This window comes from Vibrio sp. 10N.247.311.47, from assembly GCF_041467535.1.
Classification (GTDB): Bacteria; Pseudomonadota; Gammaproteobacteria; order Enterobacterales; family Vibrionaceae; genus Vibrio; species Vibrio crassostreae_C.
Window position 1 is genome coordinate 85,569 of the sequence record NZ_JBFSUR010000009.1, and the last position, 24,199, is coordinate 109,767.

Here is a 24,199-nt window from a genome sequence, read left to right on the forward strand (position 1 = left end):
TGCTTTAGCATTGAGCCGTTTCTTTTTATGGGGAAAAACATGTTTTGGGTTGATGGAGAAAGCCAGCAAACTATCGATATTTTGGATCGCTCGTTTCAGTACGGAGACGGCTGTTTTACGACAATGCTCGTGAGTGATGGTGAGATACAACATCTTCACGATCATCAGCACCGTGTCGACGAGTGCCTTAAAGCGCTACGCATTTCTGCTCTTGATTGGGATGTTGTTAGTCTTTGGCTCGATACTGCGCTTCAACACATCCAACATAACGCTCTTCATGGCACAAAGAGCCTTGATGGTTCAAAGAAGCTCCATAACGCCAACAAGCCTCATAATCAAAAAGCAGGGATCAAGCTGCACGTTAGTCGTGGAGCGGGTGGGCGTGGCTACAGTACCAAGAATATCGCCAAGCCGACAATCACCATCAGTACCTTTGATTACCCAAGCCATTATTCAGCGTGGCAAGACTCCGGTGTTGAACTCGGTATCTGCCATCAAGCGCTAGGTTTGAGCCCACTACTGGCTGGCCATAAGCACAATAATCGCCTTGAGCAGATTTTGATGAAAGATGAAATGGATCAAGCTAATGAAGTGGATGGCGTGGTTCTTGATATATCGGGCAATGTGATTGAAACCACCATGGCCAATCTGTTCTGGCGCAAAGGTCAGTCGATATACACACCTCAACTCACTCAAAGTGGTGTCGCGGGGGTTATGCGTAAGCAAGTGTTAACCGCGCTGAATCAGGCTGAACTTTCCGTTACAATTAGTGACTACTGCTTATCTCAACTCATGCAAGCTGATGAGGTTTTCATGACAAACTCCATTTTAGGGGTTGCCCCAGTTACCCGTATTAGTGATACCCAATTTAACATTGGAACCATTACTCGTAGCCTTCAAGGACAACTAAACTCGTGATCAAAAAGTTATTTATTTTTATTATCTTGTGCTTAATTGCAGCCGGTGCTGCTGGTTTTTATGTTTACAACCAAGCGCAAGATAACCTGAAACAAGTTATTCAATTAGAAAAACCACAAGTCGTGACTGTTGCTTCAGGTAGCAGCTTTAACCGCGTTCTAGCCCAGTTGATTAACGAGGGGCTGTTTGAGGCTTCTCCTTACGAGAAATTAATCCGTAAGTTACATCCTGAGCTTGTAGACGTAAAAGCGGGTACTTTCCTGCTTGAACCGGGTTTAACCTTAGAGCAAGCGCTACAGGTGCTTGTAGAAGGGAAAGAACACCAGTTTACTATTACCTTTGTTGAAGGCAGTCGTTTTGACGAATGGCTTGTTCAGCTAAAAGACAACGAATTCATTCAACAGACATTGGATGGCGTTTCTGAAAAAGAGATCGCTGAAAAGTTGGGTATTGAAAACGAAAAGCTAGAAGGTCTCTTCTTAGCAGAAACGTATCACTACACCTACGGCACCACTGATTTAGATTTGTTGAAGCGCGCGCATCGAGACCTAATGAGCGTGGTGAATGAAGAGTGGGAAAATCGAGCGGATAAGCTGCCTCTTAAATCGCCATACGAAGCGTTAATTCTTGCATCTATCATTGAGAAAGAGACCGCTGTTGCGTCAGAACGTGAGCGTGTTTCTTCTGTGTTTGTTAACCGTCTAAACAAGCGTATGCGTTTGCAAACTGACCCAACGGTTATCTATGGCATGGGTGACAGCTACGATGGCAACATCCGTAAGAAAGACTTACGCACGCCAACGCCTTACAACACCTATACAATGAGTGGCTTGCCACCGACACCTATCGCTATGGCAGGCAAAGCGTCTATCAACGCGGCGTTGAATCCAGAGAAGAGCAACTACTTGTATTTCGTTGCGAGTGGAACAGGTGGGCACGTATTTTCAAAGAGTTTGACTGAGCATAACCGTGCAGTGCGAGCTTACTTAAAGCAATTAAGAAAAAACAGATAAAGAAATAATTATGAATCAGTCGAAATTTATCGTGGTTGAAGGCCTTGAAGGCGCTGGCAAAAGCACAGCAATCAATGCCATCGTTGAGACATTAAAAGCATCGGGTGTTGAAGATATTGTTAATACTCGCGAGCCGGGTGGTACTGTCTTAGCTGAAAAGATGCGTTCATTGGTTAAAGAAGAGCACGAAGGCGAGAAGCTTCAAGACATGACTGAATTGCTGTTGATGTATGCAGCACGTGTTCAATTAGTCGAGAACGTCATCAAGCCGGCACTCGCCAATGGTCAATGGGTATTGGGTGATCGTCATGATATGTCTTCACAGGCATACCAAGGTGGTGGTCGCCAGATCGCGCGCACGACTATGGAATCACTGAAAGCAACCACGCTAGGCGGCTTTAAACCCGATCTAACGCTATATTTGGACCTAGACCCTAGAGTAGGGCTAGAGCGTGCTAGAGGCCGTGGTGAGCTTGATAGAATTGAAAAGATGGACATCTCATTTTTTGACCGAACGCGTGAGCGCTATCTAGAAATTGCAGAACAAGATGATTCTGTACTTGTGATTAACGCGCAGCAAGAAATTGAGCAAGTAGCCGCTGATATTAAAGTCGCGCTAACTGCTTGGCTCGACAAACAGTAGGTAGTCATGGCTGAAGTGTATTCTTGGCTCACACCGGTATGGAGTGAGTGGAAAAAAAGTCTCGATGCGGAGCGTTTTCCTAACTCTGTGATTGTTAATGCACCGGAAGGGCTCGGCGTTGATGCTTTGATTAGCCAACTTACCGACGCATTGATGTGCACGAACTATGAAAGCGAGTCGTGCGGGTTTTGCCACAGCTGTGAGTTAATGAAGTCGGGCAGTCATCCTGATTTTCATGTGATCTCACCCGAGAAAGAAGGTAAGTCGATCACGGTTGATCAAGTGCGTGCCAGTAACCGCTGGGCTCAAGAGTCTTCTCAGTTAGGTGGTTTGCGCGTTATTTTGCTTAACCCTGCTGAAGCAATGAACGAATCGGCTTCCAACGCACTATTGAAAACTCTGGAAGAGCCATCAAGCAAGTGCATCTTCATTCTGTCTACTCGTAACAGTAATCGCTTAATGCCGACTATTATTAGCCGTTGTCAGCAATTCAATGTGGTTAGTCCGGAGTTAGAGACAGCATCAGCGTGGTTAGATGGTGAAGTGGGCAAAGCGGTACCGCAGTATATTTTAGCACTCAATGACAACGCGCCTTTAAAAGCAAAAGCGATGTTTGAGCAAGGTGGCGTTGAAGCTTCAACAAAAGCGCTCGATGGCTTTGTGAATGTGATAAAAGGCACTCAACCTGACATGCTAAAGTTCTCTACAGAGCTTAGCAAAGACCCTTTGATTCAACTTGGCTGGCTTTGGCATCTATTGTCAGATGTACAGAAGCTGCATTTTGGTTTGGCGAATCAGGCTTTCACTCCGAGTGCGAAAGCACTGTGTGAGGCGATGTCTTATCAAAGTGCTTATGCAGCATCGAATAAACTGCTGACATTGATTGAGCAGTTAAAGCAACACCCTGGGCTCAATACGGAGCTACTCATAATGAATTGGCTGATAGCCACTTGCGAGGAAACATGTTCGTAGATTCCCACTGTCATTTAGACAAACTGGATTACCAAGATTTACACACCAGCGTAGAAGATGTGGTTAACAAGGCGAAGGCTGCTAATGTAGACCAATTGCTTTCTGTCGGTGTGACACTCGATTCGTTTGAAAATATGCTCGAGATGATCTCGCCGTTTGATAACGTTAAAGCCTCTTGTGGCGTTCACCCTCTCGATGTTGAAAGTGATTTCAGCCTAGAGACAATGCGTGAATACGCGAGCAACCCTAAGGTTGTGGCGATTGGAGAGACAGGTTTAGATTATCACTACCAACCAGAGACGGCGGAGCTGCAACAGCTACGATTTAAGCAGCATGTTGAGTTAGCCGTTGAGCTGAATAAACCTTTGATCATTCACACTCGTAACGCACGTGAAGACACATTAGCTATTTTACGTGATGGTGGAGCTGAGAAGTGTGGCGGTGTGATTCACTGCTTTACCGAAGATCAAGCATTCGCAGAAGCAGCAATGGAACTAGGTTTCTATATCTCAATTTCAGGCATTGTGACCTTTAAGCAGGCTACAGAACTTAAAGAAGTTGTTAAAAACCTACCGCTAAACAGGTTGCTGATCGAGACGGATTCTCCATACTTGGCGCCCATTCCATATCGTGGAAAGCAGAATCAGCCTGCATATGTCGTCGAAGTGGCGGCCTACATTGCGCAATTAAAAGGTGTGTCGATGAAAGAGGTTGCCGAACAAACGACCAAAAATTACCAAAAACTTTTTTTGCGATAAAAATCTAAGTAAACAAATAAAAGGGAGCAAAAGCTCCCTTTTTGTGTTTTTGATCACCAAAAATACGTTTTTTTTTAATGTTTACGAATTATGTTGAACTTGAGAGCGCTAATTATAACATTTGTAATTTTGTTACTAAAAATAACATTCGCTCCTATTTTATTTACCCAGTAAAATAATAGGGCTCTTGAAAAATACTTATATATTTCAATGCATTAAACACTTGTAAAGCATTGCATTTCTAGATTTGACATGTGATCCAAGACGTGTTTTGAAACTAAATTTCGTAAGTGACTAGAAAGTTAGTTCCCCATCAATATATATTTAGCGGCAGAAAATATAATGCAATACATGGTTACATTTTCGCAGGGTGCTAACATATAGGCTACGGGGGTGTGCCGTTAGAACCCAATATAATTATTTTATCTTTATCAGGAGCATAAACATGTTTAAGAACCTTTTTGCTAGCCTGCAGAAAGTTGGTAAGTCTCTGATGCTTCCAGTATCAGTTTTACCAGTTGCGGGTATTTTGCTAGGTGTCGGTGCAGCAGATCTTCCTTTCATTCCAGAAATCGTTTCAAACTTAATGGAACAAGCTGGTGGTTCAGTATTCGGTCAAATGGCACTACTGTTCGCAGTAGGTGTTGCACTTGGCTTTACTAACAACGATGGTGTAGCGGGTCTAGCTGCTATCGTTGGTTATGGCATCATGACTGCTACACTTGGCGTAATGGCTGGTGTAATGGGCGTTGATAAAATCGATACTGGTGTACTAGGTGGTATCCTAGTCGGTGGTGTTGCTGCTTGGGCATTCAACCGTTTCTTCCGTATTCAACTACCAGAGTACCTTGGCTTCTTCGCTGGTAAGCGTGCTGTGCCAATCATCACAGGTTTCTCTGCGATTGGTCTAGCAATCCTACTATCTGTAGTATGGCCACCAGTTGGCGGCGCTATCTCTGCGTTCTCTGATTGGGCTGCTCACCAAAACCCACAAGTGGCGTTTGGTATCTACGGTATCGTTGAGCGTTCTCTAATTCCATTTGGTCTTCACCACGTTTGGAACGTACCTTTCTTCTTTGAAGCTGGTACTTGTGTAAACGCTGCTGGCGAAACTCAAAACGGTGTTCTTACTTGTTACTTAGTTGCTGATGACGCATCTCGTGCAGCGGGCAATGGCTTCGGTCAGCTAGCTGGTGGTTACATGTTCAAGATGTTCGGTCTACCTGCTGCTGCAATCGCGATTGCACACTCAGCTAAGCCTGAAAACCGCGCTAAAGTAATGGGCATCATGGCTTCTGCTGCGTTGACTTCATTCCTAACGGGTATCACTGAACCAATCGAATTCTCTTTCCTATTCGTTGCTCCAGTACTGTACGCAATCCACGCTCTACTAGCTGGTTCTGCATACGTTCTTGCGAACACTCTAGGTTTTGTACACGGTACATCTTTCTCACACGGTCTAATCGACTTCCTAGTTCTATCTGGCCACGCGTCTAAGATGGGCCTAATGGTTGTATGTGGTATTGCTTACGCTGCAATTTACTACATCGTATTCCGCACTGTGATTAAAGCTCTAGACCTTAAAACTCCAGGCCGTGAAGACGAGACTGAAGAAGAGTCAGTTGCGACTGGTTCTGAACTTGCTGGTGAGCTAGTTGCTGCATTCGGTGGCAAAGCGAACATCACTGGTCTTGACGCTTGTATTACTCGTCTACGTGTTGCAGTAGCTGATACAGCTCTTGTTGACCAAGACAAGCTGAAGAAACTAGGCGCTGCAGGTGTTGTAGTAGTAGCGGGTGGCGTACAAGCTATCTTCGGTACTAAGTCTGACAACCTTAAGACAGACATGGATGAGTGGATCCGTAACAACGGTTAATTCTCTGATTCAATAAATTGAAAGGAGGCCGAAAGGCCTCCTTTTTTGTTTTCTGCTCTATGAAAGATCTATTGTGCTTAATCTCCATTAACTCAGGTACTTATCATTCAACTCGATCATTTGATGGTCGTTCCCAAATTTTTCGTGTCTTTTATCTTTTACCCAGCGATGACACCTTTTGCTGAGATTCCAGTAGACTTCCGTTTTTTAAGTACAGTCTGAGAATATTATGAAACATCGTTACTTGATCGGCCTTATGTGCTGCAGCGGAGCCTCGTTTGCTCAAGCTTCTGAAGCTCCAGCTTTGGAAGTTGGACTCGCCATTGACCAAGACCTGAGTGTCGTTGTGGAATTTGATCAGAAATACCGTGCTACGATTGGCAATGACGGCGCTGCCTTTGATTACATTTTGAAGCGTGGTCAGTTCGAGACTGAAGCTCCGTTGAGCTGGTACGTCGGTGCTGGTGCTTGGGCTGAATGGAATGACGACTTTGGCTTACGCTTGCCGTTAGGCGTGAAAGTGAATTTCTACGAAGGTTGGAATGCTTACGCTCAAGTTCACCCTGAACTCGATATGTATAAAGGTGTTGAGTTGCAAGTGGGCGGCGCTTTAGGTGTTACCTATAAGTTCTAACCTGAACTAAAACCGTTTTAATAATGAAAAAACCAGCATTTAGCTGGTTTTTTAGTTTGGGCCGATCTTATATTTTTGCTTCATTGAGCCGCTTAGAAAGTAAAACTCAGTCCGACATTGGCTTGGAATTGGTTCATCCAGTCGGTATCAAAGCGAATGATGCACTCTTGCCCGTTATTTGGGATATTACAAACACCGGAGGTATCGTTGTCGACAACCGTGCCTAACCAACGTACTTGTGTGTTCAACGCTAGTCGGTCACTAAATTTGTACTCTAAGCCACCAAAGATAGAAGTTGAGAATCCATACTTATCTTTTGCCCAGTCTACATCGACGTAAGAAGCACCCAGGCCTAGCCCTAGATAACCCGACAACACAGGCGAAGCAGGGTAGTAGATGCTGCTTTGAAGGTGCAGGTATTGGATGGAGGAGCTTAGGTTAAGCGTTTCTAATTCCGAGCTCTGATTGGAGTAGAAGAAGCCGATGCGTCCTTTTTCAAGTGGCGTTTCAATGGCAAAGGTGTAATTTTCAGAGCCTTTCATGTCATAGGTTTTACCGTCCTGGTCTTCGACACTGCCACCGCCGGTATAACCTACCATAGGTGTAATGATGATCTCCGGCGAAGCATACGCGCTTGAAACGGAGAGAAGCGTAATCAGTGCCATCATATTTGCTTTGTTATTCATGAGTATATCCTTATCCATACACTTACTAACTGTGATGGTTACATCAATATTGTGCGACTAATTTCGACGATTCTTGAAGATACTTCACACACCTGATAGTACTTAAATAGAGACTCGACAAATTAATAATAAGCCAGAGGTGTCTATGGACCATAATCTGAAAAATGCCCTACAAATTACCGTGTTTATCTACATGATCATTCTTTCATTTGGCTTTATTGCGATTGGTAGTTAATACCATCTATTGCGAGGCTGAGTTTTGATACTCAGGGAATAATGAATAATGAATAATGAATAGTGGGATTATAACCAATATTGATACAGCAATAGACTTGGATTATTACGCTAAGTTTATTGCTGGAAAAACAGCACTGGTCGCTCAAGGTGGCGGACAGAGAAGTATTTTTACTTCTGGAGTGCTGGATGCCTTTCTTCTCTCAAATTTTGACCCCTTCGACGAATTTTTTGGTACCTCAGCAGGTGCTCTCAACTTATGTGCTTATCTGTGCCGTGATAAAGGCCTTGGACGTTCTTTTGTTCTCGACCTCACAACCTCACCAGAGTTCTTCAATCTCTTTTCCTATATACGACACAGAAAGAACCTAGGATTAGAATGGGCGCTAGAACAAATCATGGCTTACCCATATAAGCTCGATCTGGATTTAGGACGACAAACGCTAGGCGATCGCCACTTCTATGCGGCTGTAACGGATTCCAAAGACTTACGAGACCACTACTTCCCATTATTGGGCGAAGATTGGTACAAGGTGATGATTGCGACCTGTGCTATTCCTCGCTTGTACAATGACGAAGTCTTTATTGGTGACAGTGCTTATGTGGACGGTGGTGTATCGGCGTGTATCCCAGTTCAGGAAGCGTGGCGAAGACAAGCTCGTTCTATTGTGGTGATTCGTACTGAGCCAGTGGTGGAGGAAGGTAATACCCATTTGGTTGAAGCACCAGTTAAGGGATCTTCAGTCAAAGCGCCTAAACCTATATCTGCAGAAGAACTGGAGTGGTTCCGCGAATCTTTCGACAGTGTTCAAGGCCATTGGCAACAGAAAGTGGAACAGTGGAAAACCGACTGGACCTCTTTCTTCCAACAACAAATTATGCGCTCAAAAGAGCAGAAGCGTGACCGTGGGCATTTAGACCTGCTGAACGGTGGTCGCTGGCTATTTGGTGCAGATGATATTTATCGCTTAAGTCATTTAATCGGAGATAAGTTTGATTCAGGGTTGGCTGACATGCTGATGGTGCATTATCAGACCTACTCATTGACTCAGGATTTTTTGAATTCGCCACCAGACGACGCGTTTGTGGTTCAGATAGCACCTAGTCAAACGCTTAAATCGAGCTCATTAATGAGTCATAAAGATGATTTACTGCATGATTACGAATTGGGTTTAGAAGCCGGTTACCGATTTGTGGAGACCTATACCTCAACGGAAAACGCTCGCAACTCGCATATGCCACAGTTAGCCACCATTGCTGCGGGTAACTAATTCCCGAAGTTGATGAGCTAGCATGCTGTGATCTCGTTATGCTGTTTAAGCAGATTTTAGTGAGTCGTGTTCTGAAATGAAAAAGGGTTATTGAACTTGGTTCGATAACCCTTTTAAGTTTTTGAGATTAGGCGAATCGTTTCGCCTTAAGGTCAAATATTAGGTGACAGGCAAGATTCTCATACAGTTGGTTGACCCTGCTACATCCATAATGTCGCCTTGAGTGACGATCACTAGGTCACCAAACTTAAGGTGTCCTTTCTCTTTCAAGCAAGTGAGTGTAGATAGTGCAATGTCAAAGCTGTCTTCGGCTTCTGTCTCGAAGTAGATTGGTGTCACACCTCGGTATAAGGTACAGCGATTAAGCGTTCCTTCGTTACGAGACAGCGCGTAGATCGGCATGTCGGCACTCAGGCGAGACATCATCAGTGCGGTGCGGCCTGACTCGGTGAGAGTGACAACGCCTTTAATGCCTTCCATATGGTTTGCAGAGTAGATGGTCGCCATCGAAACGGTTTCTTCGGCAGTAACAAAGGTGCGGTCAATACGGTAATTGGATTGGTTATTAATGCCTGCCATTTTTTCCGCACCAATACAGACTTCAGCCATCGATTTTACGGTCTCGACTGGGTAGTCACCAGCTGCAGTTTCACCAGACAGCATCACAGCATCGGTGCCATCGAGTACGGCGTTGGCAACATCCATAACTTCGGCACGGGTTGGCATTGGCGCAGAAATCATTGATTCCATCATCTGAGTTGCGGTGATGACAGTTCGGTTAAGCGCTCTGGCACGGCGTATAAGCTGTTTTTGTACTCCGACTAACTCAGGGTCGCCAATTTCCACTCCGAGGTCACCACGAGCCACCATGACCACATCTGAGGCCATTATGATGTCATCCATGTTCTCAACTGTAGCTACTGTCTCTGCTCGCTCCACTTTTGCGACGAGGTGAGCTTCTAAGCCGGCTTCTCGTGCAAGCTGACGAGCATAGTGCATGTCTTCACCATTACGAGGGAAAGACACCGCTAGGTAATCCACTTTGATTTGTGCGGCGGTGACGATGTCGCGCTTGTCTTTTTCTGTTAGCGCTTCTGCGGAAAGGCCACCCCCTTTTTTGTTGATGCCTTTGTTATTTGAGAGTGGGCCGCCAATGATGACTTCGGTATGAACGCGACAGCCTTCCACTTTGGTTACTTTGAGTTGAACACGACCATCGTCAAGCAACAGTATATCGCCGGCGGATACGTCGTTAGGCAGTTCTTTGTAATCAAGGCCAACGGCTTCTTGATTGCCTTCACCTAAACCTAGGCTGCTATCGAGAGTGAACAGGTCGCCTACGGCAAGTTGGATTTTGCCATCTTTGAATGTCGACACACGAATCTTGGGACCTTGTAAGTCTCCGAGAATGGCGATTTGAGTACCGTGTCTTTTTGCTATTGCTCTGACTTTTTCTGCGCGTTGTATATGGTCGTCGCTGGTGCCGTGAGAGAAGTTCATACGAACAATATTGGCACCGGCTTTGATGATCTCTTCAAGCACGTTACCTTTATCAGTAGAAGGGCCTAGCGTTGTGACGATTTTCGTTTTTCTTAATTCGGCTGTCATGAATACTCCTAGAGTGAGGCCAAGTAATCTTTTAAAAGACTGAATTAAGTATATGCATTAATTGATAATTTATTGGGAGCTAGGAGGATATTTCTTGATTTGCCTTTAATTATTGAATTCAGGGCTCAAACGCGATGTTTTATTCTGAAAATTAAGTCGCAAATTATCGATGTGGGTGTTAATTTTCCTCGAACTATTTGACTCTATACACAAAGATTTATGTATATACGTGATACTGGTCACGGCGATATACCAAGTGACTTCACAATTACTTCGCAAAGTAAAAAAATTACCTCGTTGATGATTTCTGGAGCGTAAAATGTACATGGCTCAACCGGGCCATATTGATCATATCAAACAGGTCAATGCTGGTCGTGTATATAAACTAATTGACCTTAAAGGTCCTATTTCTCGTATCGATCTGTCCAAGCAAAGTGAGTTGGCTCCGGCGAGTATTACTAAAATTACCCGTGAACTCATTGAAGCTCACCTTATTCACGAAACGACGGTTCAAGAAGCCACGACTCGTGGGCGTCCTGCTGTCGGTCTGCAAACCAATAACGAAGGTTGGCAATTTTTGTCGATGCGTCTTGGTCGCGGATACTTGACGATCGCGCTCCATGAATTGGGCGGCGACGTGCTTATCGATACCAAGATTGATATCCATGAACGTGATCAAGACGATGTGCTTGCGCGTCTTCTCCATGAAATCGATGAGTTCTTCCAAACCTATGCCGAGCAACTCGACAGGGTGACGAGTATCGCTATCACACTGCCAGGTCTGGTGAATTCAGAGCAAGGTATTGTGTTGCAGATGCCGCACTATAACGTTGAAAACTTAGCGTTGGGGCCGGAGATCTACAAAGAAACCGGTTTGCCAGTTTTTATTGCCAATGATACCCGAGCGTGGGCATTAGCAGAAAAGCTGTTTGGTAACTCACAAGACAACGACAACTCTGTTCTTATCTCGATTCACCACGGTTTAGGTGCCGGGATCATTCTTGATGGTCGCGTTCTGCAAGGACGTCACGGTAACATCGGTGAGTTGGGGCATATCCAGATCGACAAGGAAGGCAAGCTTTGCCACTGTGGTAATCGAGGCTGTTTAGAAACGGTGGCGAGTTCTCAGGCAATCCGTGAGCAAGTCAAAGAGCGATTGGTAAATGGTGAAGAATCAACGCTAACGGTGTTTGAAGACGTCACTATTGAACAGATCTGTGCTGCCGCTGCTAATGGGGATCCGCTGGCTGTCGAAGTGATTGAACAGTTAGGCCGTTATCTAGGTTCTGCGATTGCGATTGTGATTAACCTGTTCAACCCAGAGAAAATCTTGGTGGGTGGTGTTATCAATCAGGCGAAGAGCGTGTTATACCCGGCGATTCAAAAGTGTATCGAAGAGCAGAGTCTATCGGTTTACCATAAAGACTTAGAGCTGGTGGAATCTCGTTTTTATAAGCAGGCAACCATGCCAGGTGCTGCGCTCATCAAGCAGGCCTTATACGATGGCCAACTGTTAATGAAAGTTATTGAAGGTTAACCCCTTTTTCTCGTCTTGTAGCCTTACCTTGAACCTTTCCATGTACTTAAGCTTTGTATAACATCATTTGTTGTACTTAGTTTAAGCATTCTGTGCATTGGCGCTTTGCTTTAACCTATTGAAGTAGGCTATTGTAGCCACAGTTATTATTTGTCACTAAGGTGTTGTATGTCTGGCGTTTTAAATTCGGTTGATCAGAGAACCAAACTGGTCGGTGAAAACCGTCTGGAACTCTTGTTATTCAGCTTAAATAGTCGTCAACTATTTGCGATTAACGTATTTAAAGTGAAAGAAGTCCTCAAAGTGCCAGTACTCACTCGCTTACCGGGCTCTCATCATCATATTACGGGTGTTGCGTCTTTACGTGGTGAATCGGTGCCTGTTATCGATTTACGCAGTGCCATTGGCTTTCCGCCATCTCGTGCGGAGTCTCAAGAGAGCAACCTGATTATTACGGAATACAACCGAACCGTACAAGGTTTCTTGGTTGGGCAAGTTCGTAATATCGTGAACACGACATGGACAGAAATCCAACCGCCGCCAAAGACAACAGGCCGTGCAAACTACCTAACCGCTATTACGCATATTCAAGAAGAAGAGCAGCACAAGATCGTCGAGATCATCGATGTTGAGAAAGTGTTGGCTGAGATCATTGATTACGATGTCTCGATCTCTGAAGGCGTTTTAGATGAACAATTAGCTCAGGAGATGATAGGACGCAATGTGCTTATCGTTGATGACTCTTCAACAGCGCGTAACCAGATCAAAGGCACCTTGTCGCAGTTGGGTTTGAACATTATTGAGTGTTGTGATGGCTTAGAAGCACTGACCTTACTTAAGGGCTGGTGTGATGAAGGCAAAGACATCAATCAAGAAATATTGTTGATGATCACCGATGCTGAAATGCCTGAAATGGACGGCTACAAGCTGACACACGAAGTACGTACTGACCCAAGAATGCATGACCTATTCATCACGCTAAATACTTCATTAAGTGGAAGTTTTAATGAAGCTATGGTTGAGAAAGTAGGGTGTAACCGCTTTATTTCTAAGTTCCAGCCAGACCTCTTGGTTGAAGTGACTCAAGAGCGAATGCGTCAGATTTTATAATTAATGCTGCTGTACGGTTTGTTTTGAGTGACCTTATAGAAAACGCTTGCTAATATTCACGCAGCATATTTTTCTTAACGAAATATGCTCAACTACTAGCGTAATTTTTCACACACAATCTAAGGTAGTTCCTCTTAATGATATGGTTAACGTCTAAAGTCGTCATGACTTTGAGCTTATTACTGTATAGGGAATTTAAGAAAAGACGTACGGAAGCTGAAGTTGAGTCATAACTCAACAACTGGAATTGAAGGGAAGCGGATGCTTCCCTTTTTCGTTTTTCTTTCTCTCTTTTCTTTAGCCAATGATCGATTGAGAACAGTTGGTACTTCGCTAATGAAAATCCCGAGATTTGGTTTTCAAGCCAACAATTTCATCGGTAATATCGATAAGTTTTCCCGCGATAACATGCACGACTTCACCTTCTTTTTCTAATATCCCTTGTACTTTTAACGCCTTGGCTGTGAGATAAGCTTGCTGTTGAGCGCGTGCGGTTGCTCCCCATACCACGACATTAATATTGCCAGTGCTATCTTCCAGCGTAACAAAGGTGACACCTGCCGCGGTGCCGGGAGATTGTTTACCTGTGACTAATCCGACAACGGTGACCATAGATTTGTGTCTTTGCTGTATTAAATCTTTCATGTGTGTGAATCGACCTAATCGTCCTGCTTCTTCGAGCAAAGTGATGGGGTGCTTGTTCAATGAAATTCCGACACTGGTGAAGTCTTCGAGTAGATCTTGCATCTCATTGGGCTTGTGCAGTACATGTTCGTCATGTCCTGCCTCAGCATCGTCATAGGCTTGGCTAAACAGAGGTAAATCCGACGCCGAGTCCATGATCGCCCAGCGAGTCTGGAAGCGGTCTCCAGAAACGTTATGTAGCGCATTGGCCGATGCCAGTAGCTCGATATCTTTCTTATTCATCGATAACTGTTTCACCTGACTAGGGTGGCGATAACCGGATGGTGGACGATTGGCGAGCACGCTTTGAATTCCATGCTCGCTGAATCCTTTGATTTGTCGCAGCCCTAAGCGAATCGCTAGACCATTCTGATGAGGGGCAACCGTGTGGTCGTTTTGAGAAGCGTTCACACATACCGGAAGTATCACCACATTGTGTCGTTGTGCGTCTTGTACCAATTGTGAGGGGCTATAAAAGCCCATGGGTTGGCTATTCAACAGAGAAGCGTAGAAACATTCAGGGTAGTAGCACTTCAACCAAGCTGAGCAATACGCTAACACCGCAAACGAAGCCGAGTGGCTTTCAGGAAAACCGTACTCGCCAAAGCCGCATATCTGTTTAAAGATCTGCTCAGCAAACTCTGTCTCATAGCCGCGCTTTTGCATTCCTTCGATGAGTTTGTTTTTAAACTTAAAGACGTTGCCATTTTTCTTCCAAGCGGCCATTGCCCGTCTGAGTTGATCTGCTTCTCCGCCTGTGAACCCTGCAGCCACCATAGCGAGTTTGATCACTTGCTCTTGGAATATCGGTACACCTAAGGTGCGCGACAGTACTGATTCCACGTCTTTAGATGGATAACTGATTGGCTCAATGCCATCTCGACGCTTGAGAAACGGATGCACCATATCACCCTGAATAGGGCCTGGGCGTACGATAGCGATTTGAATCACCAAGTCGTAATAAGTCTTCGGTTTAAGCCTTGGCAGCATGCTCATTTGTGCGCGTGACTCAATTTGGAATATCCCGACTGTGTCTGCTCGCTGAATCATGCCGTAAACCTGAGGATCGTCCTTAAGGCGAGTGATCTCAGCAATGGTCAGTGATCGCCCGTGAATACGTTTGATCAGGTCGAAACATTTACGAATCGCAGAGAGCATACCCAACGCGAGCACATCAACTTTCAGCAAGCCTAAGGTTTCTAGATCATCCTTATCCCATTGGATAATGGTTCGATCGTGCATCGCTGCATTTTCGACGGGAGCCAGCTCATACAAAGGCCCTGAGGATATGACAAAGCCACCGACATGTTGAGATAAGTGACGTGGGAAGCCGATAATCTCATTAACCAAGTGGATAAACTGCTGCCCCTTCAAAGAATCAGGTTGTAGCCCTAATTGAGTGAGCTGAGCCTGCCAACCTAAGCTTTTGTCCCTGCGATTGGTGTTCTTGATGAAGTAGTCGAGCTGAGTTTCTTGTAGCCCTAATGCTTTCCCCACATCTCTCACCGCACTTTTGAAGCGATAAGAGATGACTGTTGCAGCAAGTGCAGCCCGTTCTCTACCGTATTTTTTATAGATGTATTGGATGACTTCTTCACGACGTTCGTGTTCAAAATCGACATCAATATCAGGCGGCTCATCGCGCTCTTTACTGATGAAACGCTCAAACAGCACCGAGATCTGTCTTGGGTCGACAGAGGTGATTTCTAAGCAGTAACAGACCACGGAATTGGCCGCTGAACCTCGCCCTTGGTAAAGAATGCCTTGGCTTTTGGCAAACATCACGATGTCATGAATGGTGAGAAAAAAGAAAGGGTAGTCAAGCTCGTCAATTAATCCCAATTCTTTATCTATGATTTGTTGGATGTCGTTAGGTACACCTTGTGGGAAGCGAGTCTGTTTTCCTTTTTCGACCAACATGCGCAGATAACTCATGGGTGTCTCCCCTTGAGGAATCAGCTCACTGGGATATTCGTATCGCAAGCTATTTAAATCAAATTCACACAGCTCAGCGATACGGTTGCTCTCTTCTAGCCACTCCGCTTTGAAGATATGAGAGAGCTTATTGATACTCCGTAAACAGCGCTCGGCATTAGCGAGTAAGTGACTGCCCACTTCGGTAATGGGCTTTTGGTACTTTATCGCAGTGAGTGAGTGCTGCAAGGGTAAGCGATTCGCATTGTGCATCAACACACCACCACAAGCTGTAATCGGCAGTTGGTGATGTTGTGACAGCTCAACGCAGTAATCTGTGTACTGCGGGTCGGTTTGCTTTAGGTGTCTTTGTAAGCCAATCCACAACCGACCTGAATGATGCTGGGAGAGCCATTGCCCCCAGTGTGCGTCTTCATTTTTCTGTTGAGGAAGCCAAAGAATAAAGCAGTGCTTAGCTGACATGATGTCCCACTCAGAGAGCTGATAATGTCCCTTGCTGCTACGACGTCTCGCGTTGGTAATAATACGGCACAGCTCGGCGTAGGCTTGTCTGTTTGGGCATATCAAGACCACTTGGCACTCTTCATTTAGCCAAAACATGCTCCCGACAATTTGCTTGAGCGACAGTTTATGTTGCTTGATCGCAGAGTGAACCTTAACGATGCCCGCGACTGAGCACTCATCAGTAACCGCGAGTGCTTTGTAACGCAAGAAATCGGCCTGTAAAACAAGCTCCTCTGCGTGTGAGGCTCCCTTAAGGAAGGAGTAATTGCTTTGGCAAAATAGCTCTGAGTATTGCTGAGACATAACGTAATCTCACTTAACCATTGCGAGTGAACATGATTGAAAAGGGACGCTGAAATTGAATCAGTAGAACAGACTAGCTAAATAAGCCGTGCAAAAACCACTGCTTATCTGGCGTTTTAAAGACCCATAACCACCGACCGTTTTCACTGTGAGCAATAAAGTAGTCACGAATGATCTTCTCTCCGTCCCACCAGCCAGACACAATACGTTCAGGGCCTTGAGACAAGGTGACGCTTTCGGTTAAGGCTTCGGGCTCTGGCAGTAAAATACTGGGCCGGAGTCGTTGTTGATCGACGCTAAGAGCTATGGTTTGTTGCTCGCTCTCTGGGGGCGTTTGCCTTTTTGCCACAGATTTACTCAGTGTTGGGAGCGAATACTGATTGGCCTTTTCTGGCCTTGGGTCGTGCTGTATTTTCGGTGTTTTAATACAGGCCTGCCCAAGCTTTGCTTGCAGTAATGAGAGCAAATCTAACGCGGCAAGTGTTCCGGTATTACCATCAAAAAGATCATGGTAGGCCATTTGGGGTTCTCCATGACGAACCAAGCTGAGGGTCAGCCCTTGAACCGGTGCTGTGAGCTTGAGTGACTCTAAGGTGAGATGAGTAAGGTTCGCCCATTTTTCTGCAAGGTAATCACCTTGTGCCGAATAAAAAGAGACCGGGTGATCGTCTTTATCTCTAAGGTGCAGAGTCAGTGTTAGCTCAAACGCGACTCTGTCACGTAGCTTCAAAAAACACTCGAGTTGATTCAGTAATTTCAGCAACGGCTTTTCGATAAATAGGATGTTTTCAATATCAAACAACAGCTCCAAATATTGCTGGAAATTCTCTGGTGGGTGATAGAAATCAATTGGGTGCTTGAACTGGCCGTTTAGGCGACCGACATAATTGACCAAGTCGATATCAAAGCGGCGTGCGACCTCTTGCAAAGGCAGCTTTAATAGATCTTCAACGATGTTGATACCGACACGGTTCAGGCGTTCAACTTGCTTGGTCGGTAGCTCACTGGAATTCAATGCTTGTTGATTGACCCAAGTTTTCATCTGCTCAATATTGTTTGTTGCTTGGTTGATCGCTTGCTTACCCAAAAGGATCGCAGAAAGCGGCGAATAACCCGTAGCGAAGCTGAACTGGATATTGAGCGTTTCTAAGTGGCTTTTGAGCTCATGCCAGTAGTTATCTAGCCCGTCGTAAAGTGACAGCATGTTAGAGGCTTTAATCAACAAACCATTAGGTGGCAATAACGCCATGTCGGAAGTGACCAGATACGCCCATTGAGCGATCTCTTTAAGCTTACTTTTCTCCAGTTCAATACTGTAAGGGTGGACGTGTAAGTTGTGGCACAAAGCTGCTGCAGACCCTAAGCCCATACCAAGCGAAATTCCCGATTGCAGCGCAGCTGGGTTTGCTTGCAGTACATGGTGATCTTTTTCATCCACGATGATAATAGGTTGTTCGCGTGAGTCTTCGCTCGAACCCAATTCATTAGAGTTAAACAAGGTATCCAACTGCAGAGATGGAAAGTGCAGATAAAGCCACAACATACGTTAGCCTTGCTTCGCAATAGGAAAAGCCAGCACAGTGTTACCAGACAAAGCGCGGTCTGAATTGTTTTCATAAACGACTTTCTCTGTGAGTAACGGCCAGTAGTGTGTCATGTCTAGAATAAAGCTGCCATACGACCAGCTGCCTTTTCTCTTAGTCACTTCAACCTTTAATCCCTGCGCGTGAGAAGAGAGTTTCATGCTTAAGGAAACGGGCAGGGATAATTGATTATGGCTGGTGGCTTTAAAGTGAAACTGCAGGCACTTACCGGTTTCACTGGCTGCTTGTAGGCGCTTTGTTTGGTGTATTTCTAGATCGGCTCCCCATAGCAATACAGAGTGACAAGCGCCGCTTTTGAGGCACTGCTCAGCTGCCCACAACGCATCGAGATCGCGTTGAGGCTGGATAACGAGAATGTTTTCTAATTCAATGCCTTGGCTGTTAAAAAACTCAGCACAGATCTTCCCTGGCGGGTTAATGAATATGGCCAGTTTTTGCGAGTTTTGTTGAGATAAATAGGGCGTCAGTAGGCGAAGCTCGCCGATCCCTTGTTGTGATTCAACTTCAATAACGCCGTGCGTCGGGAAGCCGCCATCAAGCTGTTTATCCAGTTGAGGATAGCCTGTTGAAGTGGTGCTTCCTTGCGTTGTTGATTGTAACCCTTTCCAGATTAGCTGGCGGTCTTGTAAGTTTTTTATTAGTTCATGCATAATTAAATACCTGTGTATTTATACAGTATATTTAACAATGGAAAAGATGAAAAGCAAAATGACGAAAATTAGGGGAATAATACCAATCACAGTAAGTAAGTGATCATAAATAGCGCAGGAAAAATGCTTGAGAACAAGGCAGAAATTTTCGATAAGTAGTTATTCTACAATCAAAATTTCTAACGCCGTTATCGAGTGTTTTAACAAGCTAGGATGACCAGTTATTTACTACGATTGGTATCAGTGTTAGTTGATTGATTTAGATACAAAAAAAGCCGCTATGGAAGCGAATTTTTACTATTGGTCAATGATATCAGTTACTTAGGTTGAGCATCGATACATTGGCCATTAATGTCTGTCACACTTGGGTTCATTAAGTGTAGGTACAGTGGGATGATGTCGAGTGGCGTTTTCAGCTTGTTCGCATCTTCACCTGGGTACGCTTTTGCACGCATACGTGTTTGAGTACCACCTGGGTTGATCGCATTAACACGGATGTTTGTGTCTTCAAGCTCATCCGCTAAGATCTGCATCATCCCTTCGGTAGCAAACTTAGAGATCGCGTAAGTGCCCCAGAATGCACGGCCAGAGTGACCAACGGTAGAAGAGGTGAATACGATACGACCTGCTTCTGCTTTTTTAAGTGCAGGTAGCAGAGCTTGAGTCATCAAGAACTCAGACTTCACATTGATCTGCATAACATCATCAAAGGTTTCTTCATCAATCTGCTCAAACGGGCTCAGAGTGCCAAGAACGCCAGCATTATGAAGTAGGCCGTCTAAACGACCGAACTGTGATTGAATGGTTTCAGCCATATCAACGTAGTTCTGCTTTGTCGCACCTTTTAAATCCAATGGGATAATTGCAGGCTGCGGGTAACCAGCGCTTTCGATTTCATCGTAAATGAATTCTAGGTTTTTAACATTGCGGCCTAACAGAATGACAGTTGCGCCATGTTGAGCGAAGCTTAGTGCAGCTTGGCGACCAATGCCAGCACCGGCACCTGTAACCAAAATTACTTTATCTTTGAGGGCATCTGTAGAGATTGGGTAATCCACTGTGCTTATCCTTCTTTCTTTTATTATGTTCGTCATTCCATTGATGTTTAATCACACAGATAACCGCAGGAATGATGAGAAATTCTTGGTAATCGTGACAAGATGGTTACAATACACTAATTCATACAATAGGGGATATGACATTGGAATTTTTGTTGGACTACGGCTTGTTTTTAGCCAAGATTGCGACCGTTGTAATCGCCATCATTGCAATTTTAGTCATTGCTAAATCTGTGGGTGGAAAATCAAGCGCGATTAAAGGTGAGCTGGAAATCACGAACCTATCTGAACACCATAAACAGACGATTGAACAATTAGAGCACCATCTACACGATGATGCTTTCATCAAAGCCCGTGATAAAGCAGAAAAGAAAGCGGAAAAAGAGAAAGTAAAATCACGCGGTAAAGAAGTGAAGAAAGCAGCGAAAGAGGGTGAGCTTGATAGCAAGCGTGAACCACATCTATTCGTTCTTGATTTTAACGGCAGCATTGATGCGAAAGAAGTGGCTTCATTGCGTGAAGAGGTAACGGCGGTTCTGGCTGTGGCTCGTGAAGGCGATGAAGTCTTACTTAAGCTTGAATCTGGCGGTGGCATGGTTCATGGCTATGGTCTGGCGTCTTCTCAACTTGATCGTATCAAAGCGGCTGGCCTGCCTTTGATTATCTCGGTAGACAAAGTAGCAGCAAGCGGTGGTTACATGATGGCATGTATCGCAGACAAAATCGTATCAGCACCTTTTGCTATCGTTGGTTCTATTGGCGTGATTGCTCAACTACCAAACTTCAATAAACTGCTTAAAAAGCACGACATTGAGTTTGAACAGCTAACTGCGGGTGAGTACAAGCGCACACTGACTATGTTTGGTGAGAACAGCGATAAAGCACGTGAGAAGTTCAAAGAAGAGCTAGAAGAGACACACGGCTTATTCAAAGACTTCATTCGTGACCATCGTCCAGCGCTAGACCTTGATAAGGTTGCAACGGGTGAGCACTGGTTTGGTACACAAGCACATGAACTTGGGCTGGTGGATGAGATCCGTACTTCTGATGACTTAGTTGTTGAAGCATGCAAAGACAAGACGGTTCTAGCGATTCACTATGTACAGAAGAAAAAGCTGTCAGACAAGCTAGCTGGCGTGGCAGGTAAATCTGCAGACAGCGTGCTGATGAAGCTGATTGAACGCGGTCAAAAGCCGATTGTTTAAGCTTATTTAGTTCGAGCCTTAAAAAGAAAGCGCATAAGTCATCAGACTTATGCGCTTTTTTATTGCTCCACTTCCGAGCGGGTGACCACTATGTTGTAGGGGGAGCGGAGTTTTATACCCATAATCTACTTACTATGATGGGTATTAAATCTTGGCTCCATAGTCATTGCGTTTCGGACAAGTCGTCAGGATTTCTCGATGACCCGTGTCTTTGAGCTCTTCCAAAATCACATCAAAGCCCCACAAGCGATAGAGATGCTTCATCACTTCGTCGTAGCCTTTATCAAGCGGGATGCGGTCGTGAGGCACATATTGCAGTGTCATTGAGCGGTCACCACGAACATCGACATTAAACACCTGAATGTTTGGTTCAAGGTTACTTAGGTTGTATTGCGCCGCAAGCTTCTCACGAATCAGGCGATAGCCCGGATCATCATGAATAGCACTCACCTCAATGGTATTTTTACGGTCGTCGTCGAGTACAGAGAACAGCTTAAAGTCTCGAATGATTTTTGGAGAAAGGTATTGGCTGATGAAACTTTCATCTTTGAAGTTGTGCATCGCAAAGTGCACCGCTTCTAACCAATCACTTCCGGCTAACTCAGGGAACCACTCTCTATCTTCATCGGTTGGCTCTTCACAGATGCGTCGGATGTCTCTAAACATCGCAAAGCCAAGCGCATAAGGGTTTATCCCGCTGAAATAAGGACTGTTGTAGGCAGGTTGTGCGACGACACTGGTATGGCTGTGTAGGAATTCTAAGATGAACTTATCACTCACCAAGCCTTCGTCGTAAAGGTGGTTAAGAATGGTGTAATGCCAGAAGGTTGCCCAGCCTTCGTTCATCACTTGAGTTTGTTTTTGAGGGTAGAAGTATTGGCTCACTTTGCGAACGATGCGAACACACTCTCGTTGCCAAGGTTCAAGCAGTGGTGCGTTCTTCTCGATAAAGTAGAGAATGTTTTCTTGAGGCTCGCTAGGAAAGCGGATCTTGGTCTCTTCTTCCTTACTTTTATTTTGAGGAACGGTTCGCCATAGCTCATTCACTTGAGATTGCAGATAAGCTTCGCGTTCTTCTTGTCTTGCTGTCTCTTCTGCAATGGAAATCTTCTCAGGGCGTTTGTATCGGTCTACGCCGTAATTCATCAGTGCGTGACAAGAATCAAGGAGCTGCTCGACTTCAGCAACACCATATTTCTCTTCACAACCACTGATGTACTTCTTAGCAAACAACAAGTAATCGATGATGGAACTGGCATCGGTCCATGTTTGGAACAGGTAGTTGCCTTTAAAGAAAGAGTTGTGGCCATAACAAGCGTGAGCCATTACCAGCGCCTGCATTGTGACCGTGTTCTCTTCCATCAGGTAAGCGATACAAGGATCGGAGTTGATTACGATTTCGTATGCCAAGCCCATTTGGCCATGCTTGTAGTTTTGCTCGGTTTGAATGAATTTCTTACCAAAAGACCAGTGGTTGTAATTGATAGGCATACCAATGCTCGAGTAGGCATCCATCATCTGTTCTGAAGTAATCACTTCAATCTGGTTTGGGTAAGTATCTAAACGGTAATGCTGCGCAACACGTTTGATTTCTACGTGGTATTTCTCCAAGAGGTTGAACGTCCAATCTGGACCATCAGGCAGCATCTTGTCGTTTTTCTTTTTTGCAGCTTTGTTTTTCTCTGCAACGTTTGATTTCGCTGTCATGGCAAACTCCCTTACGCTGTCTCTTTCTGGAACAGTTCTCTAAACACAGGAAAAATATCATCCACCGTTTTAATGTTTTTCATGGCGAAGTTGTCAAAGCTACTCTCGAGTTTTTCGTATTCGTGCCAAAGTGTTTGATGAGAGCGGCGTGTTATTTCGATGTAAGAGTAATATTGGCAAGTTGGCAGAAGCGTATTGACCAGTAACTCTTTACAGCGAGGAGAGTCATCAGCCCAGTTATCGCCATCAGAGGCTTGTGCTGCATAGATGTTCCACTCATTAGCAGGGTAGCGGTCTGCGACAATTTCCTTCATCAGTTTCAGTGCGCTTGAAACAATGGTGCCACCCGTTTCTTGTGAGTAGAAAAACTCATGTTCGTCGACCTCTTTAGCCTGAGTATGGTGACGAATAAACACAACATCGACGTTTTCGTAGGTGCGATTTAGGAACAGATACAGAAGGACATAAAAGCGCTTCGCAATGTCTTTCGTGGCTTGATCCATTGAGCCAGATACATCCATTAGGCAGAACATAACGGCTTGGCTAGATGGAATAGGGCGCTTCTCGTAGTTTTTAAAACGCAGGTCGAAGGTGTCAATAAATGGCACGCTTTCAATTTTTTTACGTAACTCGGCAATCTCTTCTTTTAAACGACTTTCTTCAAAGGGTTGTGCGGGTTCCGTCATTTTAACTTGGTCAAGCTGCTCCATCAGTAGGTTAAGCTCGCGCTTTTTACCTGCTGTCATCGCGGTTCGACGAGCCAGAGATTGCTGCAGTGAACGAACAATAGCGATGTTGGATGGAATCCCCGCACTCTGATAACCAGAGCGGTGGGTTTTCCATTCGGTGATTTTGTTGACCTGATTCTTCTCTAAATTAGGTAGAGCTAAATCTTCAAAGAGAATATCAAGATACTCATCTTTTGAAATTTGGAAGGTAAATTCATCTTGGCCTTCGCCATCAGGACTTGCGTCGCCTTGGCCTGATCCACCACCTTGACCACCACCTTTAGGGCGTTCGATTTTATCGCCAGTGATGAACTGATCATTACCTGGGTGAACGCGCTCTCTTACGCCGCCTTGACCTTGGTGAAAGTTCGGCTCTTTGATGTCTTTATGGGGAATAGTGACGTCTTCACCTGTTTCTGTATTGGTGATTGAGCGTCGGTTAACTGCATCGGCCACAGATTCTTTGATTTGCTCTTTATGGCGTCGTAAGAAACGCTGTCTATTCACAGCACTCTTATTTTTGCCATTGAGCCTCCGATCGATAAATTGTGCCATAAGAAC

Annotated in this window: 20 protein-coding genes; 12 read left to right on the top strand and 8 right to left on the bottom strand. The window is 44.9% G+C overall.

Annotation, left to right across the window (positions count from 1 at the left end):
• Positions 1-39: 39 nt before the first annotated feature.
• The 7 genes from pabC to AB6E51_RS08520 all read left to right on the top strand — a co-directional run bounded on the left by pabC (position 40) and on the right by AB6E51_RS08520 (position 6,814).
• The gene (gene pabC / locus AB6E51_RS08490) at positions 40-918 is read left to right on the top strand and encodes an aminodeoxychorismate lyase (RefSeq protein WP_017062150.1); all 879 of its coding nucleotides are present in this window, start codon (positions 40-42) and stop codon (positions 916-918) included.
• A complete protein-coding gene (gene mltG / locus AB6E51_RS08495) occupies positions 915-1,931 on the top strand; it encodes an endolytic transglycosylase MltG (protein WP_017062149.1) in 1,017 nt (338 codons plus the stop codon). The genes pabC and mltG overlap by 4 nt, the downstream gene beginning before the upstream one ends.
• A gap of 10 nt (positions 1,932-1,941) precedes the next feature.
• On the top strand, positions 1,942-2,574 hold the full coding sequence (tmk, locus tag AB6E51_RS08500) for a dTMP kinase (RefSeq protein WP_017062148.1): 633 nt from the start codon (positions 1,942-1,944) through the stop codon (positions 2,572-2,574).
• A gap of 6 nt (positions 2,575-2,580) precedes the next feature.
• Positions 2,581-3,546, top strand: a complete 966-nt coding sequence (locus AB6E51_RS08505) for a DNA polymerase III subunit delta' (RefSeq protein WP_372058188.1) — start codon at positions 2,581-2,583, stop codon at positions 3,544-3,546.
• Positions 3,537-4,304: a TatD family hydrolase gene (locus AB6E51_RS08510; RefSeq protein WP_017063483.1), complete on the top strand. Its 768-nt coding sequence runs from the start codon at positions 3,537-3,539 to the stop codon at positions 4,302-4,304. The genes AB6E51_RS08505 and AB6E51_RS08510 overlap by 10 nt, the downstream gene beginning before the upstream one ends.
• 445 nt (positions 4,305-4,749) lie before the next feature.
• The gene (gene ptsG, locus AB6E51_RS08515; RefSeq protein WP_102332502.1) at positions 4,750-6,180 is read left to right on the top strand and encodes a PTS glucose transporter subunit IIBC; all 1,431 of its coding nucleotides are present in this window, start codon (positions 4,750-4,752) and stop codon (positions 6,178-6,180) included.
• A gap of 229 nt (positions 6,181-6,409) precedes the next feature.
• Entirely contained in the window at positions 6,410-6,814 is a 405-nt protein-coding gene (locus AB6E51_RS08520) for a hypothetical protein (RefSeq protein ID WP_017062144.1), read from the top strand.
• Positions 6,815-6,906: 92 nt separating this feature from the next.
• Here AB6E51_RS08520 and AB6E51_RS08525 read toward each other — a convergent pair whose 3' ends face one another.
• Positions 6,907-7,500 carry an outer membrane beta-barrel protein gene (locus AB6E51_RS08525; RefSeq protein ID WP_017067207.1) on the bottom strand — a complete coding sequence of 198 codons (594 nt, stop codon included), beginning with the start codon at positions 7,498-7,500 and terminating at the stop codon, positions 6,907-6,909.
• Positions 7,501-7,645: 145 nt separating this feature from the next.
• On the opposite strand from AB6E51_RS08525, the gene AB6E51_RS08530 reads away from it, so the two are divergent.
• Positions 7,646-7,735 carry a YnhF family membrane protein gene (locus AB6E51_RS08530; protein ID WP_100214626.1) on the top strand — a complete coding sequence of 30 codons (90 nt, stop codon included), beginning with the start codon at positions 7,646-7,648 and terminating at the stop codon, positions 7,733-7,735.
• A gap of 55 nt (positions 7,736-7,790) precedes the next feature.
• The gene (locus AB6E51_RS08535) at positions 7,791-9,005 is read left to right on the top strand and encodes a patatin family protein (RefSeq protein ID WP_017063485.1); all 1,215 of its coding nucleotides are present in this window, start codon (positions 7,791-7,793) and stop codon (positions 9,003-9,005) included.
• Positions 9,006-9,164: 159 nt separating this feature from the next.
• Here AB6E51_RS08535 and pyk read toward each other — a convergent pair whose 3' ends face one another.
• Positions 9,165-10,613 carry a pyruvate kinase gene (gene pyk / locus AB6E51_RS08540; RefSeq protein ID WP_017062141.1) on the bottom strand — a complete coding sequence of 483 codons (1,449 nt, stop codon included), beginning with the start codon at positions 10,611-10,613 and terminating at the stop codon, positions 9,165-9,167.
• 319 nt (positions 10,614-10,932) lie between these two features.
• Between pyk and AB6E51_RS08545 the strand changes: the two genes are divergently transcribed.
• Entirely contained in the window at positions 10,933-12,150 is a 1,218-nt protein-coding gene (locus tag AB6E51_RS08545) for an ROK family protein (protein ID WP_017062140.1), read from the top strand.
• Between the two features lie 168 nt (positions 12,151-12,318).
• Complete coding sequence (locus tag AB6E51_RS08550) at positions 12,319-13,260, top strand: chemotaxis protein CheV (protein WP_017062139.1); 942 nt, start codon at positions 12,319-12,321, stop codon at positions 13,258-13,260.
• 333 nt (positions 13,261-13,593) lie between these two features.
• On the opposite strand, the gene AB6E51_RS08555 is transcribed toward AB6E51_RS08550, so the two are convergent.
• The 4 genes from AB6E51_RS08555 to AB6E51_RS08570 all read right to left on the bottom strand — a co-directional run bounded on the left by AB6E51_RS08555 (position 13,594) and on the right by AB6E51_RS08570 (position 19,998).
• Positions 13,594-16,686 (bottom strand): error-prone DNA polymerase, encoded by a 3,093-nt coding sequence (locus AB6E51_RS08555; RefSeq protein WP_372058187.1) that lies wholly within the window; start codon positions 16,684-16,686, stop codon positions 13,594-13,596.
• Between the two features lie 73 nt (positions 16,687-16,759).
• Entirely contained in the window at positions 16,760-18,229 is a 1,470-nt protein-coding gene (locus AB6E51_RS08560) for a DNA polymerase Y family protein (protein WP_372058186.1), read from the bottom strand.
• Positions 18,230-18,232: 3 nt separating this feature from the next.
• Positions 18,233-18,940, bottom strand: a complete 708-nt coding sequence (gene imuA / locus AB6E51_RS08565) for a translesion DNA synthesis-associated protein ImuA (RefSeq protein WP_372058185.1) — start codon at positions 18,938-18,940, stop codon at positions 18,233-18,235.
• A 317-nt stretch (positions 18,941-19,257) separates the two neighbouring features.
• Positions 19,258-19,998 (bottom strand): YciK family oxidoreductase, encoded by a 741-nt coding sequence (locus tag AB6E51_RS08570; RefSeq protein WP_017062135.1) that lies wholly within the window; start codon positions 19,996-19,998, stop codon positions 19,258-19,260.
• Between the two features lie 137 nt (positions 19,999-20,135).
• On the opposite strand from AB6E51_RS08570, the gene sohB reads away from it, so the two are divergent.
• Positions 20,136-21,203 (top strand): protease SohB, encoded by a 1,068-nt coding sequence (gene sohB / locus AB6E51_RS08575; protein ID WP_065583981.1) that lies wholly within the window; start codon positions 20,136-20,138, stop codon positions 21,201-21,203.
• Positions 21,204-21,347: 144 nt separating this feature from the next.
• Here the strand turns inward: sohB and AB6E51_RS08580 are convergent, their stop codons facing one another.
• Together AB6E51_RS08580 and AB6E51_RS08585 are read right to left on the bottom strand one after the other, a co-directional pair.
• The gene (locus tag AB6E51_RS08580) at positions 21,348-22,910 is read right to left on the bottom strand and encodes a SpoVR family protein (RefSeq protein ID WP_017062134.1); all 1,563 of its coding nucleotides are present in this window, start codon (positions 22,908-22,910) and stop codon (positions 21,348-21,350) included.
• An 11-nt stretch (positions 22,911-22,921) separates the two neighbouring features.
• Entirely contained in the window at positions 22,922-24,193 is a 1,272-nt protein-coding gene (locus AB6E51_RS08585) for a YeaH/YhbH family protein (protein ID WP_372058184.1), read from the bottom strand.
• Positions 24,194-24,199: the final 6 nt, after the last annotated feature.